General features: G+C 66.3%; 13 protein-coding genes. 9 read left to right on the plus strand and 4 right to left on the minus strand.

What is annotated here, in order from left to right:
- Positions 1 to 152: 152 nt before the first annotated feature.
- Entirely contained in the window at positions 153 to 878 is a 726-nt protein-coding gene (locus tag ACQR1E_RS05785; protein WP_316167253.1) for a HugZ family protein, read from the minus strand.
- A gap of 218 nt (positions 879 to 1,096) precedes the next feature.
- Between ACQR1E_RS05785 and ACQR1E_RS05790 the strand changes: the two genes are divergently transcribed.
- The 6 genes from ACQR1E_RS05790 to ACQR1E_RS05815 all read left to right on the plus strand — a co-directional run bounded on the left by ACQR1E_RS05790 (position 1,097) and on the right by ACQR1E_RS05815 (position 5,830).
- On the plus strand, positions 1,097 to 1,798 hold the full coding sequence (locus ACQR1E_RS05790) for a response regulator transcription factor (protein WP_006611449.1): 702 nt from the start codon (positions 1,097 to 1,099) through the stop codon (positions 1,796 to 1,798).
- 222 nt (positions 1,799 to 2,020) lie between these two features.
- Positions 2,021 to 3,826, plus strand: coding sequence for a sensor histidine kinase (locus ACQR1E_RS05795; protein ID WP_316174523.1), 1,806 nt, complete (start codon positions 2,021 to 2,023; stop codon positions 3,824 to 3,826).
- On the plus strand, positions 3,823 to 4,284 hold the full coding sequence (locus ACQR1E_RS05800) for an HPr kinase/phosphorylase (protein ID WP_315752232.1): 462 nt from the start codon (positions 3,823 to 3,825) through the stop codon (positions 4,282 to 4,284). The genes ACQR1E_RS05795 and ACQR1E_RS05800 overlap by 4 nt, the downstream gene beginning before the upstream one ends.
- A 195-nt stretch (positions 4,285 to 4,479) precedes the next feature.
- Complete coding sequence (locus ACQR1E_RS05805; RefSeq protein WP_006611446.1) at positions 4,480 to 4,881, plus strand: PTS sugar transporter subunit IIA; 402 nt, start codon at positions 4,480 to 4,482, stop codon at positions 4,879 to 4,881.
- Positions 4,878 to 5,207 carry an HPr family phosphocarrier protein gene (locus tag ACQR1E_RS05810; protein WP_315715321.1) on the plus strand — a complete coding sequence of 110 codons (330 nt, stop codon included), beginning with the start codon at positions 4,878 to 4,880 and terminating at the stop codon, positions 5,205 to 5,207. The genes ACQR1E_RS05805 and ACQR1E_RS05810 overlap by 4 nt, the downstream gene beginning before the upstream one ends.
- 89 nt (positions 5,208 to 5,296) lie before the next feature.
- Positions 5,297 to 5,830: a putative immunity protein gene (locus ACQR1E_RS05815; protein WP_434896791.1), complete on the plus strand. Its 534-nt coding sequence runs from the start codon at positions 5,297 to 5,299 to the stop codon at positions 5,828 to 5,830.
- Positions 5,831 to 5,877: 47 nt separating this feature from the next.
- Here ACQR1E_RS05815 and ACQR1E_RS05820 read toward each other — a convergent pair whose 3' ends face one another.
- Positions 5,878 to 7,482 carry a glycosyltransferase family 39 protein gene (locus ACQR1E_RS05820; RefSeq protein ID WP_434896792.1) on the minus strand — a complete coding sequence of 535 codons (1,605 nt, stop codon included), beginning with the start codon at positions 7,480 to 7,482 and terminating at the stop codon, positions 5,878 to 5,880.
- A gap of 116 nt (positions 7,483 to 7,598) precedes the next feature.
- Between ACQR1E_RS05820 and lepA the strand changes: the two genes are divergently transcribed.
- A complete protein-coding gene (lepA, locus tag ACQR1E_RS05825) occupies positions 7,599 to 9,410 on the plus strand; it encodes a translation elongation factor 4 (protein ID WP_315715319.1) in 1,812 nt (603 codons plus the stop codon).
- A 151-nt stretch (positions 9,411 to 9,561) separates the two neighbouring features.
- Positions 9,562 to 11,529, plus strand: a complete 1,968-nt coding sequence (locus ACQR1E_RS05830; RefSeq protein ID WP_315752234.1) for a methyl-accepting chemotaxis protein — start codon at positions 9,562 to 9,564, stop codon at positions 11,527 to 11,529.
- A 125-nt stretch (positions 11,530 to 11,654) separates the two neighbouring features.
- Here the strand turns inward: ACQR1E_RS05830 and ACQR1E_RS05835 are convergent, their stop codons facing one another.
- Positions 11,655 to 12,053 (minus strand): rhodanese-like domain-containing protein, encoded by a 399-nt coding sequence (locus tag ACQR1E_RS05835; RefSeq protein WP_316169613.1) that lies wholly within the window; start codon positions 12,051 to 12,053, stop codon positions 11,655 to 11,657.
- Between the two features lie 99 nt (positions 12,054 to 12,152).
- Here ACQR1E_RS05835 and ftrA point away from each other — a divergent pair, with 99 nt between their 5' ends.
- A complete protein-coding gene (gene ftrA, locus ACQR1E_RS05840) occupies positions 12,153 to 13,184 on the plus strand; it encodes a transcriptional regulator FtrA (protein WP_434896793.1) in 1,032 nt (343 codons plus the stop codon).
- On the opposite strand, the gene ACQR1E_RS05845 is transcribed toward ftrA, so the two are convergent.
- Positions 13,158 to 15,377 carry a putative bifunctional diguanylate cyclase/phosphodiesterase gene (locus tag ACQR1E_RS05845; protein ID WP_315752237.1) on the minus strand — a complete coding sequence of 740 codons (2,220 nt, stop codon included), beginning with the start codon at positions 15,375 to 15,377 and terminating at the stop codon, positions 13,158 to 13,160. The genes ftrA and ACQR1E_RS05845 overlap by 27 nt on opposite strands.
- Between the last annotated feature and the right edge of the window lie 33 nt (positions 15,378 to 15,410).

Below are 15,410 nucleotides of genomic sequence, written 5' to 3' on the forward strand. Positions count from 1 at the left end.
CGCCCACGCCAATGGGTTTGCGCGGCGCTTACCCTCCGCTGGACAGGGAGCGTACTCATCGAGCTTCACCGCAACTGCGTTCATGCGTGAACTTTGTCGTCTTTCGTCACGAGAGGATGAACACAGCCATCAAAGCGGGCTCGAACTACACCTCACTTCGCGCGTGCCTCGTCAGCAAGCCGCACAAGCATCTTGCGCAACGCCCCGGGCGTGGTTACGCGCTCGGGAAACCCGAGCCGTAGCGTCTTGCCGTCGGCCATCAGATCCAATCCTTCCGGGTCACAGCCGCTACACCGCCACTCCGCGGCTTCGGCGCCGAGCAGCTTCGTCGCGTAGAGGGCGAGCGCCTCGCGGTGATCTTCGTTCATGTGATCGACAGCGCCCTGCTCTGCCAGAATCAGTTCATCAGCATCGGAGATATCCGTGTGAAACTGCTCGGGCTTGAGATCGACGATGCGGCCGAATCCGGCGACGAGATGCGCGCCTGACGGACGAATCACGAAGAACGAGAAGTCGGCGAAATCCGCATAGTCCGCAGCGGACGGATGCGCATTGAGATACCGACGGCGCATCATCTCGCGATTGTCGTCGGTGGCCTGCTCGGCCTTGCCCGACAGCATGATGCGAGTTCCCTCCAGCGGATCGCCCGGCGCCCGTTCATCGAGCATCAGCGATACGCGCGAATCGGCAAGTACATTCCTGGTGTGTACAGCTAATCGCGAGATCAGGATGATCGGAGCACCATCGGACGCGGTGGCGACGTTGACGAGGGAGCAGTAGGGATCGCCCGTACCAACCATCAAGGTCGCAAGTGCGCCCTGCCGGCTTCGGCGCAGCAGGGATTGCGTCACGCGGTTAGGGTTAAAGCTCGCAGACATCGTCTTTTCCCTCGTCCATCCAGTTGCAATGAAGGCCTTTTTTCGGCTAAACGGGCCACAAACCTGGGCGCGGCACAAGACTTTGCCATGGTATTTGTGGAACTCGGTCACACTTCAGCCCAGCTTGCATTGCTCGTTGACCATGTTCGAAGCCCAAATATGCGGCCCTTATCTTGATTCTCGAAGTCTCGGCGTAACCAGACTCTGAAAGCAGGCTCATGCCCACAATCGCCTTGGTCGATGACGACCGCAACATTCTGACATCCGTCTCCATCGCGCTCGAGGCCGAGGGTTATCGGATCATGACCTATACCGATGGTGCGTCGGCGCTCGACGGTTTTCGGACCAGCCAGCCTGACCTCGCCATCCTCGACATCAAGATGCCGCGCATGGACGGCATGGAGACGTTGCGGCGGCTTCGCCAGAAGTCCGACCTGCCGGTGATCTTCCTCACCTCCAAGGACGAGGAGATCGACGAGCTGTTCGGCCTGAAGATGGGCGCGGACGACTTCATCCGCAAACCGTTCTCGCAGCGCCTGCTGGTGGAGCGCGTCAAGGCCGTGCTGCGCCGCTCGCAGCCGAAGGATCCGACGGCTCTGCCGAAGGAGAACGACGCCAAGGCGCTCGATCGCGGCCTGCTGCGCATGGATCCGGAGCGTCACACCTGCACCTGGAAGAACGAGCCGGTCACGCTGACCGTCACCGAGTTCCTGATCCTGCAGGCGCTGGCGCAACGTCCGGGCGTGGTCAAGAGCCGCAATGCGCTGATGGACGCGGCCTATGACGACCAAGTCTATGTCGACGACCGCACCATCGACAGCCACATCAAGCGGCTGCGCAAGAAGTTCAAGATGGTCGACGAGGAGTTCGAGATGATCGAGACCCTCTACGGCGTCGGCTATCGCTTCAAGGAAACCTGAAGCCCTGCAGCAAGGGACCTGAAGCATTGCCTTGCGCGACGTCATGCGAAATTGCGCGCTGACGTCGCGGTCTCGATTGGATAGGCTACGCCTCCTGCGCGTTTGTCCGAGCGCAGATGCCGGAACGGGGCCATTGTTGCGGCGAATTCGGGTGCGGCAAGTCGAGTTCTCGCGGGAATTCGCCGCACAACCCCTACGAAATTCGGAATCGGAGCACTCACATTGCTCGATCGCACGCAGCTTGACCCAGCCGTGAATGCCCACGACGCCGCCGCCGCGATCGCGTCCGAGGCGGCGGACGAGACCCCGCACGTCTCCGGCTGGCAGCGTCCGCTGAGCTGGCTGCGCCGCGCCGGACAGTTCCTGTTCGCGCTGTCGTTCTCGAGCCTCACCCGCCGCATCGTCTCGCTGAACATCGCCGGCCTGCTCGCACTGGTTGCAAGCATCCTGTACCTGTCGCAGTTCCGCGCCGGCCTGATCGATGCGCGTGCGCAGAGCCTCCTGGTGCAGGCCGAGATCATCGCCGGCGCCATCGCCGCCTCGGCCACGGTGCAGACCAACACCATCACCATCGATCCCGAGCGCCTGCTCGATCTCAAGCCCGGCGAGAGCTACGGCGCGCCGGACGAATATTCGCCGCTCGACTTCCCGATCAATCCGGAACGCGTCGCGCCGGTGCTGCGCACGCTGATCTCGCCGACCAAGACGCGCGCGCGCATCTATGATCCGAATGGCGGGCTCCTGCTCGACAGCCGCAACCTGGAGAACGTGCTGCGCTTCGACCTGCCGCCGCCGTCGAGCGAGAAGCCCGGCTTCGTCGAGCGTGCGCTGATCTCGGTACGCACCTGGCTCAATCGCGGCGACCTGCCGCTGTACCGCGAATATGGCCCGGAGAACGGCAACGGCTACGAGGAAGTCGCCGACGCGCTGAAGGGCCAGAAGCGCAGCATGGTGAGGGTCAATTCGCGCGGCGAAGTGATCGTCTCGGTCGCGGTGTCGGTGCAGCGCTCGCGCACCATCCACGGCGCCCTGATGCTGTCGACGCAGGGCGACGACATCGACCAGATGGTCACCGCCGAGCGTCTTGCCATTCTGAAGGTCGGCGGCGTCGCCTCCGCCGTCATGATCGTGCTGTCGCTGCTGCTCGCCAGCACCATCGCCGGTCCGGTGCGCCGGCTCGCCGACAGTGCCGAGCGGGTCCGCCGCCGCATCAAGACCCGCGTCGAGATCCCCGACTTCACCCGCCGCCGCGACGAGATCGGCCATCTCTCCGGGGCGCTGCGCGACATGACGGACGCGCTCTACAACCGCATCGAGGCGATCGAGATGTTCGCCGCCGATGTTGCCCACGAGCTCAAGAACCCGCTGACCTCGCTGCGCTCGGCGGTCGAGACGCTGCCGCTGGCGCGCAACGACAACAGCCGCGCCCGCCTGCTCGCCGTGATCGAGCACGACGTGAAGCGGCTCGACCGGCTGATCTCCGACATTTCCGACGCCAGCCGGCTCGATGCCGAGCTGCAGCGCCAGGACATGACCCTGGTCGATCTGCGCCGGCTGCTGAACACGCTGACCTCGGTCGCCAACGAGACCAAGCTCGGAACCGACGTCACCGTCGAGGTCCGCTTCGAGGGCCGCGGCGCCAACGACACCTTCTCGGTGCCCGGTCATGATTCGCGGCTCGGCCAGGTGATCTCCAACCTTCTCTCGAACGCGCAATCGTTCTCCGCGGCCGGCGGCAAGGTGCGCATCACCTGCCGGCGCGTGCGCTCGGAGATCGAGATCACCGTCGATGATGACGGTCCCGGCATTCGCGAGGACGCCCTGCAGCGCATCTTCGAGCGGTTCTATACCGACCGGCCGCACCAGGGCTTTGGCCAGAATTCCGGGCTGGGCCTGTCGATCTCCAAGCAGATCATCGACGCCCATGGCGGGCGGATCTGGGCCGAGAACCGGCCCGGCCCTGTTGACGCCGACGGACATCCGACCTCGGCCGGGGCTCGCTTCGTCGTCCGGCTGCCGGCGTCGTGACGAACGAAACGGCGAGCATCCATGCGTCTGCCGTCCAGGTGGGGGAGCAGGCCGTCCTGATCCGGGGCCCCTCCGGTTCCGGTAAATCCCGACTCGCCTTCGATCTGATCCTCGCCGGGCGCGCGGGACAGCTGCCGCCAACGGTTCTGGTGGGCGACGACCGTGTTCATCTCGCCACACGCGGCGGGGAAATGTGGGTGAGCCCCGCGCCCGCTCTGGCCGGGCTGATCGAGATCCGCGGCCTTGGAATCCGCGCCTGCGACCATGTGTCGGAGGCGAAACTTGGGCTTGTGGTTGACCTGATGGCCGAGGACGCTGCCCGCCTGCCGAACGCCGAATCGCTTCGGATTCATCTCAACGGTATCGAATTGCCACGGATACCTGTCGGCCCGGGCTTCTCACCCCTCCCGCTGGTTGCAGCGGAACTAATTACCACTCAAGCTTTCATGTTCCGGTAATCTTTCGGCCGATTGTGTGGGGCAAATTGGTAACCATATCAGCCCCACTATCGCGACCGAGTAGACCGCCGCCCCCTCCCATTCTGTATGCCAGAATCCGGGAGACTCGCGAATATGCCCTCTTGCGCGAGGGCTCCGGATGGTCAAAGTGGCGCGTTCGTGCGGTGCACCCAAGGCGCCCGCGAGGAGTATCCGATGATTGGCCTGGTACTGGTGACCCATGGGCGCCTCGCCGACGAGTTCAGGGCGGCGCTGGAACACGTCATGGGTCCTCAAAAACAAATCGAAGCGGTCACGATTGGCGCCGACGATGATTCCGATCTCTGTCGCAGCGACATCATCGAAGCCGTGAACCGCGTCGACACCGGGGACGGTGTCGCCATTCTCACCGACATGTTCGGCGGCACGCCGTCGAACCTCGCCATCTCCTGCATGAGCCGGCCCAAGGTCGAGGTGCTCGCGGGCATCAACCTGCCCATGCTGGTGAAGCTCGCCAAGGTGCGCGAGGAGCGCTCGCTGCCCGACGCCATCGCGATGGCGCAGGAGGCGGGACGCAAATACGTCACCATCGCCAGCCGCGTGCTCGCCGGCAAATGAGCGACGAGGATGCTCAGCAGGACAACGTCGCCGGCCCGGCTGTCCCTGCCGGAGCCATCTCGCGGGAGCTGCTGATCACCAACAAGCGCGGCCTGCATGCGCGGGCCTCGGCGAAATTCGTGCAGATGGTCGAGAAGTTCCAGGCCGAGGTCTGGGTGACGCGCGGCGGCGAGACCGTCGGCGGCCGCTCGATCATGGGCCTGATGATGCTGGCGGCGGCGCCGGGAACCAAGATCCTGGTCTCCGCCACCGGGCCCGAGGCGGAGGCCGCGCTGCAGGCGATCACCGACCTGGTGAACGACAAGTTCCACGAAGAAGGCGTGTAAGGGCCTCCCGAAACGCGTTTCGCCATGCCGCAATGGGGCATTCTACCCGATTTGCGCCTATCCTCGCATAGCGACGCGGTAAGGATGGCATGTCCAGTAGCACTATTCGGCTGAGCGAGGCAGACCTGCGAGCCGTGGCTGAATACGCGGCCCTCTCTGCACATCCGGCGCTGGCGATCTTCGAACGCGACCGACCGGATGATCTTCGTGCACGAGCCGCAATACAGGCCGCCCGAAGCTTTGCGAGCGGCGGGAGTCGGAGCAAATCCCTACGGGATAGCGCGTGGGCGGCGCAGCGGGCGGCAACCGAAGCCCGCGATGAAGGGTTGCGCGCGGCCTATGAGGCCGCTCGCGCTGCCCTCGCCGCGGCGGGCGCGGGCTTCCTTCATCCCCTCGCGAACCCTTCCCAGGTCAAGCACATCCTCGGAGCTGCCGGCCACGCGGCGCGAGCTTTCGAAATCTCGGCCGGAGACGTTCCCGCCGTCGGCGCCGACTACCTCGCGCGATCACGGCTCCTTGCTTCTCGAGAGGTCGTGGACGTCCTCAGGCGTTATCCTGGTCCGCCGCCCGGAGGAGGCCGGGTCGGAGAGCTGATCCGCCAGCTCGATTCCCTGCTCCGGTGATCGGGAGGCCTCGCGCGCAGGAGCGCTTGGCCGGGACGACCGCGGAGCTATCCCCCCGATGCCTGAATATACACCTTCCAAACGATTGCAGGGCCCGCCTGGCCGTGGAAGAAGCGCTGCGTGGTCATGACCAGCGGCTCGGCTTTCGGGGCCTCCTTGGCCATCCAGGCCTCGCAGGCCGCGATCCGGTTGTCGGTGGTGTCGCAGATGCCGATGAACCCCTCGCGCTTGAGGTCCTCCAGCGCGCTCAGGCCGGAACTCCAGGTCTCCTCGGGCGTGGTGGGCACCGTGAACGGCCTTGGGTGGTCCGGGCTGTAGAAGGTCATCGGCGTGTTCATCTCGGCAAAGCCGGCCACCAGCGGCCAGGGCGAGCCGAATCGGGCATGCCAGGCCTTGGTCAGCTCCCGCGCCAGCTCCGAACGGGCGCCATAGCCGGTGGCGCCGTTCGGATTGGCGGCCATCTCGCGCCGGGCGATCCAGGGCGAGGCGATCAGCGTGAGCAGCGACAGGACGAGCCAGACGGCGGCGAGCCGCGGCAGCATGACCGATCGCAGCCGCAGCGCGGGAATTGCGACCAGTGCCAGCGGCACCAGGAAGAACAGCGAGATGCCCCAATCGGTCTTCATGTAGATCGTGAAGGCGAGGCCGCCGAGCGGCGGCCCGACGGCAACGATCGCCTGCACCAGCCAAACATTGATCGCCTGGCTTACATTCACGCCGGGATTGGGACCGCCGCGCCAGTTGCAGAAGGCGAATCGCGGCGGCCAGGCCATCACCAGCGCCGCCAGCGCCACCGGCAAAGCCAGCAGCGCCAGATTGTGGCCGACATAGCCGAGCACGAGCTCGGCGGCGCGGCCGCGGTCCGACAGCGTATAGACATCCCCGGCATAGGTGATGGCGACGAAATCTACCCGCCACAGCCACACCAGATGCGGGATCATCGCCACCAGCATGGTGACGATCGCGACCCACGGCGCGGGCGACGCCAGAAAGCGCAACCGTTCCGGGTGCAGCAGCGCCGCAAGGCCGATGGCGCCGATCATGGTCAGCACCCAGTATTTGGTCATCAGCGCCGCCGCGCCGGCGAGGCCGAGCCACAGGCCGGAGGCGGCGCTGCGCTTTTCGAACGCGTTGAGATAGGCCAGCACCAGCAGCGGCAGGGTCAGCAGCTGGACCAGGTCGGCGTTGTACTTGAAGCCCTTGAAATTGAAGATCGGGTACAGCGCGACCATCACCACGACGAAGAAGGCGCGGCGGCGGTCGACCACCTTGAGGCTCGCGAGCCAGACGATGACGAGACCGCTGCCGTTCACGGCCATCGCCAGCGCATAGCTCGCCCAGTCCTTGACCGGAAACACCGCGAACCACAGCCCGGCGATCCAGCCCGACAGCGGCGGATGCTTGCCGTAGCCGAGCAGGAAGCGGCTGCCCCAGGCATAGGCCTCGGCGACGTCCATATGGACGTCCTGCGCCGCCTTCAGATTGGTCAGGATCGCCGTCCACAGCACGGCATGGACGACCGCGAAGGTGACGACGACCCAGAGCGACGTTGCCGGCGCCGTGGCGCGCGCCACCAGCCAGGCGGAGATTCGCCGCGGTCCGAGACGGCCGCGCATGCTCGCCGCGAGAGGCGGAAGAGAGGTACTCGACATCCGCCCTCGGTAGCCTGTTTTGGCGGCGCGGGGAATCAGCTTGCCGTGAAGAAAGCCCCTGGAAATTCAGCAATATGGTTGCTGGTGAGGGGCTTGGGGTGCTATCTGCGCGACCCATGACGACCGCCCCCATTCCCAACATCCGCAACTTCTCCATCGTCGCCCATATCGACCATGGAAAGTCCACTTTGGCCGACCGCCTGATCCAGATGACGGGCGGGCTGTCGGACCGCGAGATGGCGGGCAAGGAGCAGGTGCTCGATTCGATGGACATCGAGCGCGAGCGCGGCATCACCATCAAGGCGCAGACCGTGCGCCTGCGTTACCATGCCAAGGACGGCAAGGATTACATCTTCAACCTGATGGACACGCCCGGCCACGTCGACTTCGCCTACGAAGTCTCGCGGTCGCTGGCGGCCTGCGAGGGCTCGCTGCTGGTGGTCGACGCCAGCCAGGGCGTCGAGGCGCAGACGCTCGCCAACGTCTATCAGGCGCTCGACAACAATCACGAGATCGTCCCGGTCCTCAACAAGATCGACCTGCCGGCGGCCGAGCCCGAGAAGATCAAGCAGCAGATCGAGGACGTGATCGGTATCGACGCCTCCGACGCGGTGATGATCTCCGCCAAGACCGGCCTCGGCATTCCCGACGTGCTGGAGGCGATCGTCACCCGCCTGCCGCCGCCCAAGGGCGACCGCGAGGCGACCCTGAAGGCGCTGCTGGTCGACAGCTGGTACGACGTCTATCTCGGCGTCGTCGTGCTGGTGCGCATCGTCGACGGCGTGATGAAGAAGGGCCAGCGCGTCCGGATGATGGGCACCGGGGCCGCCTATGACGTCGAGCGCGTCGGCTTCTTCACGCCGAAGATGACGCAGGTCGACGAGCTCGGGCCCGGCGAGATCGGCTTCATCACCGCCGCGATCAAGGAGGTGGCCGACACCCGCGTCGGCGACACCATCACCGACGACCGCAAGCCGGTCTCCGAGATGCTGCCGGGCTTCAAGCCGGCGATCCCTGTCGTGTTCTGCGGCCTGTTCCCGGTCGACGCCGACGATTTCGAGACTCTTCGCGCGGCGATGGGCAAGCTCAGGCTCAACGACGCCAGCTTCTCGTTCGAGATGGAGACGTCCGCCGCGCTCGGCTTCGGCTTCCGCTGCGGCTTCCTCGGCCTCTTGCATCTGGAGATCATCCAGGAGCGTCTCTCCCGCGAGTTCGATCTCAACCTGATCGCGACCGCGCCGAGCGTCATCTACAAGATGAAGCTGACCGACGGCGAGGAGATCGAGATCCACAACCCGGTCGACATGCCCGACGTGGTCAAGATCGCCGAGATCCAGGAGCCCTGGATCGAGGCGACGATCCTGACGCCGGACGAATATCTCGGCAGCGTGCTCAAGCTCTGCCAGGACCGCCGCGGCAATCAGAAGGAGCTGACTTACGTCGGCAGCCGCGCGATGGTCAAATACGACCTGCCGCTCAACGAGGTGGTGTTCGACTTCTACGACCGGCTGAAATCGGTCTCCAAGGGCTACGCCTCGTTCGACTATCATTTGACCGACTACAAGCCGGCCGATCTCGTCAAGATGCAGATCCTCGTCAACAACGAGCCGGTCGATGCGCTGTCGATGCTGGTGCACCGGACCCGCGCCGAAGGCCGGGGACGCGCCATGGTCGAGAAGATGAAGGACCTGATTCCGCCGCACATGTTCCAGATCCCGATCCAGGCGGCGATCGGCGGCAAGGTGATCGCGCGCGAGACCGTGCGCGCGCTGCGCAAGGACGTCACCGCGAAGTGCTACGGCGGCGACATCACCCGCAAGCGCAAGCTTCTGGAGAAGCAGAAGGAAGGCAAGAAGAAGATGCGGCAGTTCGGCAAGGTCGACATCCCGCAGGAAGCCTTCATCGCCGCCCTCAAGGTGGATAGCTGAGGCGCGGGCCCGCCCCCCTCTCTGGTTTCATCAGCACGATAGGCTGAAGAAAATCCGGATTCCAAAGCGGAACCAGCGCTCCCGTGCAACTACGGTATCTGTTCCTTAATGGTATCCTGAGACCCTTGCTGCAAAGCAAGGAATGCCCCGAATGTCCCGCCTCCGGTCGATCTCCGCCCGCCTGATCATCGCGCTCTCGCTGACCGTCGCCATCGCCTGTGCCGTGCTCGGCACCTTCTCCGTCATCCAGCAGCGCGCTCTGACCCGACTGGCGCTGGAGCAGCAACTCAAGCTGCAGTTCGACAGCGTGTCGGCCGGCATCGACTATGAAGGCCGCGCCGCGCTGGCGGTCAGCTCCACCCTGGCGGCGCTGCCCCCGATCGCCGACGCCTACCTCAAGGGCGACCGCGACGCGCTTGGCGCCCTGCTCGGCGGCGCCATGACGTCGCTGAAGGCGCAGGGCATTCCGCTGGTGAACGTATGGGCGCCGCCGGCCACCAATTTCTATCGCGTGCATGAGCCCAAGGTGTTCGGCGACGACACCTCGAAGCGCCGCATCACCGTGGTGCAGGCCAACCAGACCGGCCGCCTGATCGCCGGCGTCGAGCAGAGCCGGCTGTCGCTCGGCATCTTCGGCATGACCCCGATCGTGCGCGACGGCAAGGTGATCGCGACCGTCGACGTCGGCGCCGCCTTCGGCAAGGAATTCGTCGAGCGCGCCAAGCAGCGCTTCGGCATCGATCTCGCCGTCTACTGGATCAACGACGGCCAGCCGAAGCGGCTGTCCTCGACGTTCGGCGACGAGACCGTCGCCACCCCGGACGAGGTGCTCGCGGTGTTCAAGGGCACGGCGCTGCTGCGCGATGCCACCCTGGCCGGCAAGCCCGCCGCGGTCTATGCTGGCCAGATCAGGAACTACGCCGGCGACCCGATCGCCGTGCTGGAGCTGATCAAGGACACCACCGCCTATGAGGCCGCCGCCGCCAGCGCGCAGCAGCAGCTGATCATCGGCACGGTCGTAATCCTGCTGCTCGCCGTCATCGTCGCGCTGTTCGTCGCTCGCGGCATCTCGCGCCCGCTGGTCGCCATCACCGCCGTCATGCACCGGCTGTCGAGCGGCGACACCGAGGTCGCGATCCCCGGCGGCCAGCGCAAGGACGAGCTCGGCACGATGGCGCAGGCGGTCGACGTGTTCCGCCGCAACATGATCGAGACGGCCAGCCTGCGCGAGGCGCAGGAGGCGACGCAACACCGCGCCGAGCAGGAGAAGCAGGCGCTGCAGCGGCAGATGGCCGACCGGTTCGAGGCCGACGTCAAGGGCGTGGTGTCCTCGGTTGCCAAGGCCACGGCGGACATGGAGCGCGTCGTCCACGAGATCACGGTCAGCGTCAACGGCACCTCGCAGCGCGCAGCGGCCGCCGCGGCCGCGTCCGAGGAAGCCTCGAGCGGCGTGTCGACCGTCGCTGCGGCCTCCGAGGAGCTCGCCTCCTCGGTGACCGAGATCGGTCGCCAGGTCGCGCATTCCAGCAAGGTGGCCGATGCCGCGGTCGTCAAGGCGCGCCAGACCACCGAGATGGTCGGCAGCCTCGCCGCAGCCGCCGAGAGGATCGGCGACGTGTTGCGCCTGATCGACGCGATCGCGAGCCAGACCAACCTGCTGGCGCTCAACGCGACCATCGAGGCGGCGCGTGCCGGCGAGGCGGGCCGCGGCTTCGCGGTCGTGGCAGCCGAGGTCAAGGAGCTGGCCGGACAGACCGCCAAGGCGACGGAGGAGATCGCCGGCCAGGTCACCTCGATCCAGGCCGCGACGTCCGACTGCGTGACCGCCATCGGCGGCATCAGCACAACGATCCAGGAGATCAGCGGCATTGCCGCGACCATCGCCGCCGCCGTCGAGCAGCAAGACTCGGCGACGCGCGAGATCGCGCGCAGCGTCCAGCAGGCGGCGTCCGGGACCAACGAGGTGTCGCAGAACGTCGTCGGCGCCAGTGACGCCGCCGAGCAGTCACGCGAGCTCGCCGACCACGTCATGGTCGCCACGCGCGACCTCGGCAAGCGTGCGAACGACCTGTTCAAGAGCGTCGACACCTTCCTCGCCGGCCTGCGCAAGGCGGCGTAGCGGGCGACTTTCGCCATCCCGCCCTCTTGGCTCGCAGCCTTCCAAGGCGGCGAGCTCCAAAATCGGTGTCGTCCCCGCGTTCGCGGGGACGACGCTGGTGATGAGGTAACAGCCGGGCCTCCGCTTCAATCGCCGGTCGCGAGTGCAAAGCCCTCCTCGAGCCAGCCGGTGATGCCGCCGATCATCATCTTCACGGGCCGTCCCAGCCGCGCAAGCCGGATCGCGGCGCGGTTGGCGCCGTTGCAGTGCGGGCCGGCGCAGTAGACCACGAACAGCCTGTCCTTCGCGTACTCGGCCATCCGCTCCGCGGTCATGGTCCGGTGCGGGATGTTGATGGCGCCGGTGATGTGCCCCTTGGCAAACGAGGCCGGGCCCCTGACATCCACCAGGATGAAGTCCGGAGCTGCTGCATGCAGACTCTCGTGCACGTCCCAGCAATCGGTCTCGAATGAGAGCATCGCCTCGAAATGGGCGAGCGCCTGGGCTGACGGGGCTGCGGGCACCTCGGTGACATGGGTCGTCATCGTCTCTCTCCTGCGACGTTGCGTGAGCTCCTCCAATCTCGCGCGCTACGCGGGGCGACCCAAGTGACGGATCGGACAAAGTTCGGTAAGTTTCCGCCAATGCCCCGCGCCGCAACCCATGCTCCACACCCGAATCCGGGATTGGTCGCCGTCATCACCTATGACGGGCTGTGCACGTTCGAGTTCGGCATCGCGGTCGAAGTCTTCGGGCTGCCGCGGCCGGAGTTCGACTTCCCTTGGTACCGGTTCACGGTGGTCTCTGCCGAAGCGCGGCGTGCCCGCGCGACCGGCGGCATCGTGGTCGAGGCCGGCGCGCCCCTGTCACGCCTGAAGCAAGCCAGCACGATCATCGTTCCAGGATGGCGCGATCGCACCGAGCGGCCGCCCCAGCGCCTGCTGCGCGCCATCGCGCAGGCGGCCGCGCGCGGCGCGCGGTGCTTGTCGATCTGCTCCGGCGTGTTCGTTCTGGCCGCCGCTGGCCTGCTCGACGGCAGGCGCGCCACCACGCATTGGCGGCACATTCCCGACCTGAAGCGGCTCTATCCGAATATTCGCGTCGAAGAGGACACGCTCTATGTCGACGAGGGCAATGTCATCACCTCGGCCGGCAGCGCGGCGGGCATCGACGCCTGCCTGCATCTGGTCCGGCGCGATTTCGGCAGCAAGGTTGCGAACAGCGTTGCCCGGCGGCTGGTGATGCCGCCGCACCGGGACGGCGGGCAGGCGCAATACGTCGTCGCACCGGTCCAGGCCCGCCCGGGACGGACGATCGGCGACGTCATGGATTGGGCACGGGGGCGACTGGCGCAGCCGATTGCGGTCAGCGCGATGGCAAAACGCGCCGGGATGAGCGAGCGGACCTTGCTGCGGGCGTTCCAGGACAGCACGGGCGCGAGCCCTGCGGCCTGGCTGCAGCAGGAGCGCATGACGCGGGCGCGGGAGCTGCTGGAGAATGCGACGCTCTCCCTGGCGGACATCTCGGCGCAGTGCGGCTACCGGTCGCTCGAAACGTTTCGCGTCGCTTTCCGGCGCATCGTCGGAACGTCGCCCGCGGCCTATCGGCGGCGCTTCGAGGCGCGTCCAACAGCGGCCAACGTCGCTCGCTCAAGCCACCAGCGCGTTGCCGGGTGAGGTACCGTCCATGGCATCCCGCTGCGCCTGCAAGAGCCGGACGATGTCGACATTGGGCCGGGGCCGGCTGAACAGATAGCCCTGCCCTTCATGGCAGCCCTCGGCGCGCAGACAGCGCAGCTCCGCCTCGGTCTCGACGCCCTCGGCCGTGATGATGACGCCGAGCCCCTTGCCCAGGCTGACGATCGAGCGGACGATCGCCTGCGCCTCGCGATTGGCCGCGAGACCGCGGATGAAGGACTGATCGACCTTGATCTTGTCGAACGGAAAGCTGCGCAGATAGCTCAGGCTGGAATAGCCAGTGCCGAAATCGTCCATCGAGATGCGCACGCCCAGCGCGCGCAGCGCATGCAGGGTGGCCAGCACCTGGCCGCTCTTCTCCAGCACCAGCGTCTCGGTGATCTCGAGCTCGAGCCGGCTCGGCGGCAGGCCGGACTGCTTCAGCACGTCCATCACCAGCGACAGCACGTTGCCGACGCGGAACTGCAGCGGCGACATGTTCACGGCGACACGGACGTCGTCCGGCCATTTCGCGGCGTCGTTGCAGGCGTGCCGCAACATCGCGCGGCCGAGCGCCGAGATCAGGCCGGTCTCCTCGGCGACCGGGATGAACTCCGACGGCGGGATCATGCCGCGCTCTGGATGCGGCCAGCGCGCCAGCGCCTCGAAACCGGTGATGCGTCCGGTCGAGAGGTCGATCAGCGGCTGATAATGCGGCTGCAGCACGTCGCGCTGGATGGCCTCGCGCAGCTCGGATTCGATCTTGCGCCGGCTCTGCGCCCGCGCATCCATGCCGGATTCGAAATAGCTGAAGGAGCCGCGCGTCTCGTTCTTCGCGCGCGACAGCGCCATGTCGGCATTCTTGAGCAGCTTCTCGGCGTCGTCGCCATCGTTCGGCGCCATGGCGATGCCGATCGTGGCACCGATCGTCACCGAACTGCCGTCGATGAGATAGGGATCGGCGATCGCCTCCAGCAGCCGGCGGCAGAGCTGGGCCGCATCCTCCGGCCGCGCCTGCCCGCCCTGCACCACCGCGAACTCGTCGGAGTTCAGTCGCGCGACGATGTCCTCCTGACGCAGGACCGAGCGCAGCCGCTTGCCGACCCCGCGCAACAGCCGGTCGCCGACCGCGTGGCCGAGGGTATCGTTGATCGACTTGAAATTATCGAGGCCGAGCACCAGCACGGCGATCTTCTCGGAGCCGCGCCGCATCTGGGTGAGCTTGTCATCGATCTTCTGGCGCAGCAGGTTGCGGCTCGGCAGGCCGGTCAGTGCGTCGTGCTGGGCCAGGAAGGCGAGCCGCGCCTCGGCGCGCTTGCGTTCGGTGATGTCCATCAGCGCCAGCAGCACCGCGGGCTGGGCGTTGTGGACGAGATGGCGCGAATAGATCGCGAGATCGATCAGGGCGCCATCGGCGCGGACATGCTTCCAGGTGCGCGCCGCCTGCTCCTCGCTGGACTGCTCGCCTGCCCAGGGCGGCTCACTATCATAGGCCTGCAGGCTGCGGATGCTGAGCCGCTCGAAGGCGTCCCGGCTGTAGCCGTAATGCTGGGCCGCCGCTTCGTTGACGCCGAGCACGCGCCCGTCATCCGTCGCGCAGACGATCATCGGCACCGGATTGCCGTCGAACAGCAGGCGGAACGACTCCTCGCGCTGCTTCAATTCGGTGATGTCGACGCGCAGGCCAACGATGCCGCCATCACCGGTCAGACGCTCCTCGATCAGGATGGTACGGCCGTCCGACAGCTTCTGCTCGTGGCGACCGCTCGGATGGAACAGCTTTTCGAGCCGCTCGGCGATCCACTCCTCCTCGCGGCCCGCGGCTTCCGGATAGTCGCCGCGGGCAACGCCGATCCGGATCGTATCCTGCAGCCGGGCGCCGGATTCGAACAGGTCCGAGCTGCGGTTGTAGATTTCGGCGTATTTCTTGTTCCAGAGAATGTAGCGGCCGTCGGCGTCGAGGAACACGATCCCCTCGGGAAGAATGTCGATCGCTTCGATGAGCCGATCATGCGCCTTCTTCGCCTCAGCCATCGCCACTTCGGCGCACTTGCCGCCGATCTCATCGACGGGGGCGAGCTTGCGCAAATTGTGCCAACGCAATCTCGGGCTTGGCTTGACCGGGTGAACTGCATCGCGGGCGCTTGGCACGCGATTGCGCTTTTTTGCCGTGGGTGGCCGAACGGGCCGCATCGCGTGCCTCACTCTCCTTCTCGAACGGCAGTT

It is taken from the genome of Bradyrhizobium sp. HKCCYLRH1030 (assembly GCF_051168395.1).
Classification (GTDB): domain Bacteria; phylum Pseudomonadota; class Alphaproteobacteria; order Rhizobiales; family Xanthobacteraceae; genus Bradyrhizobium.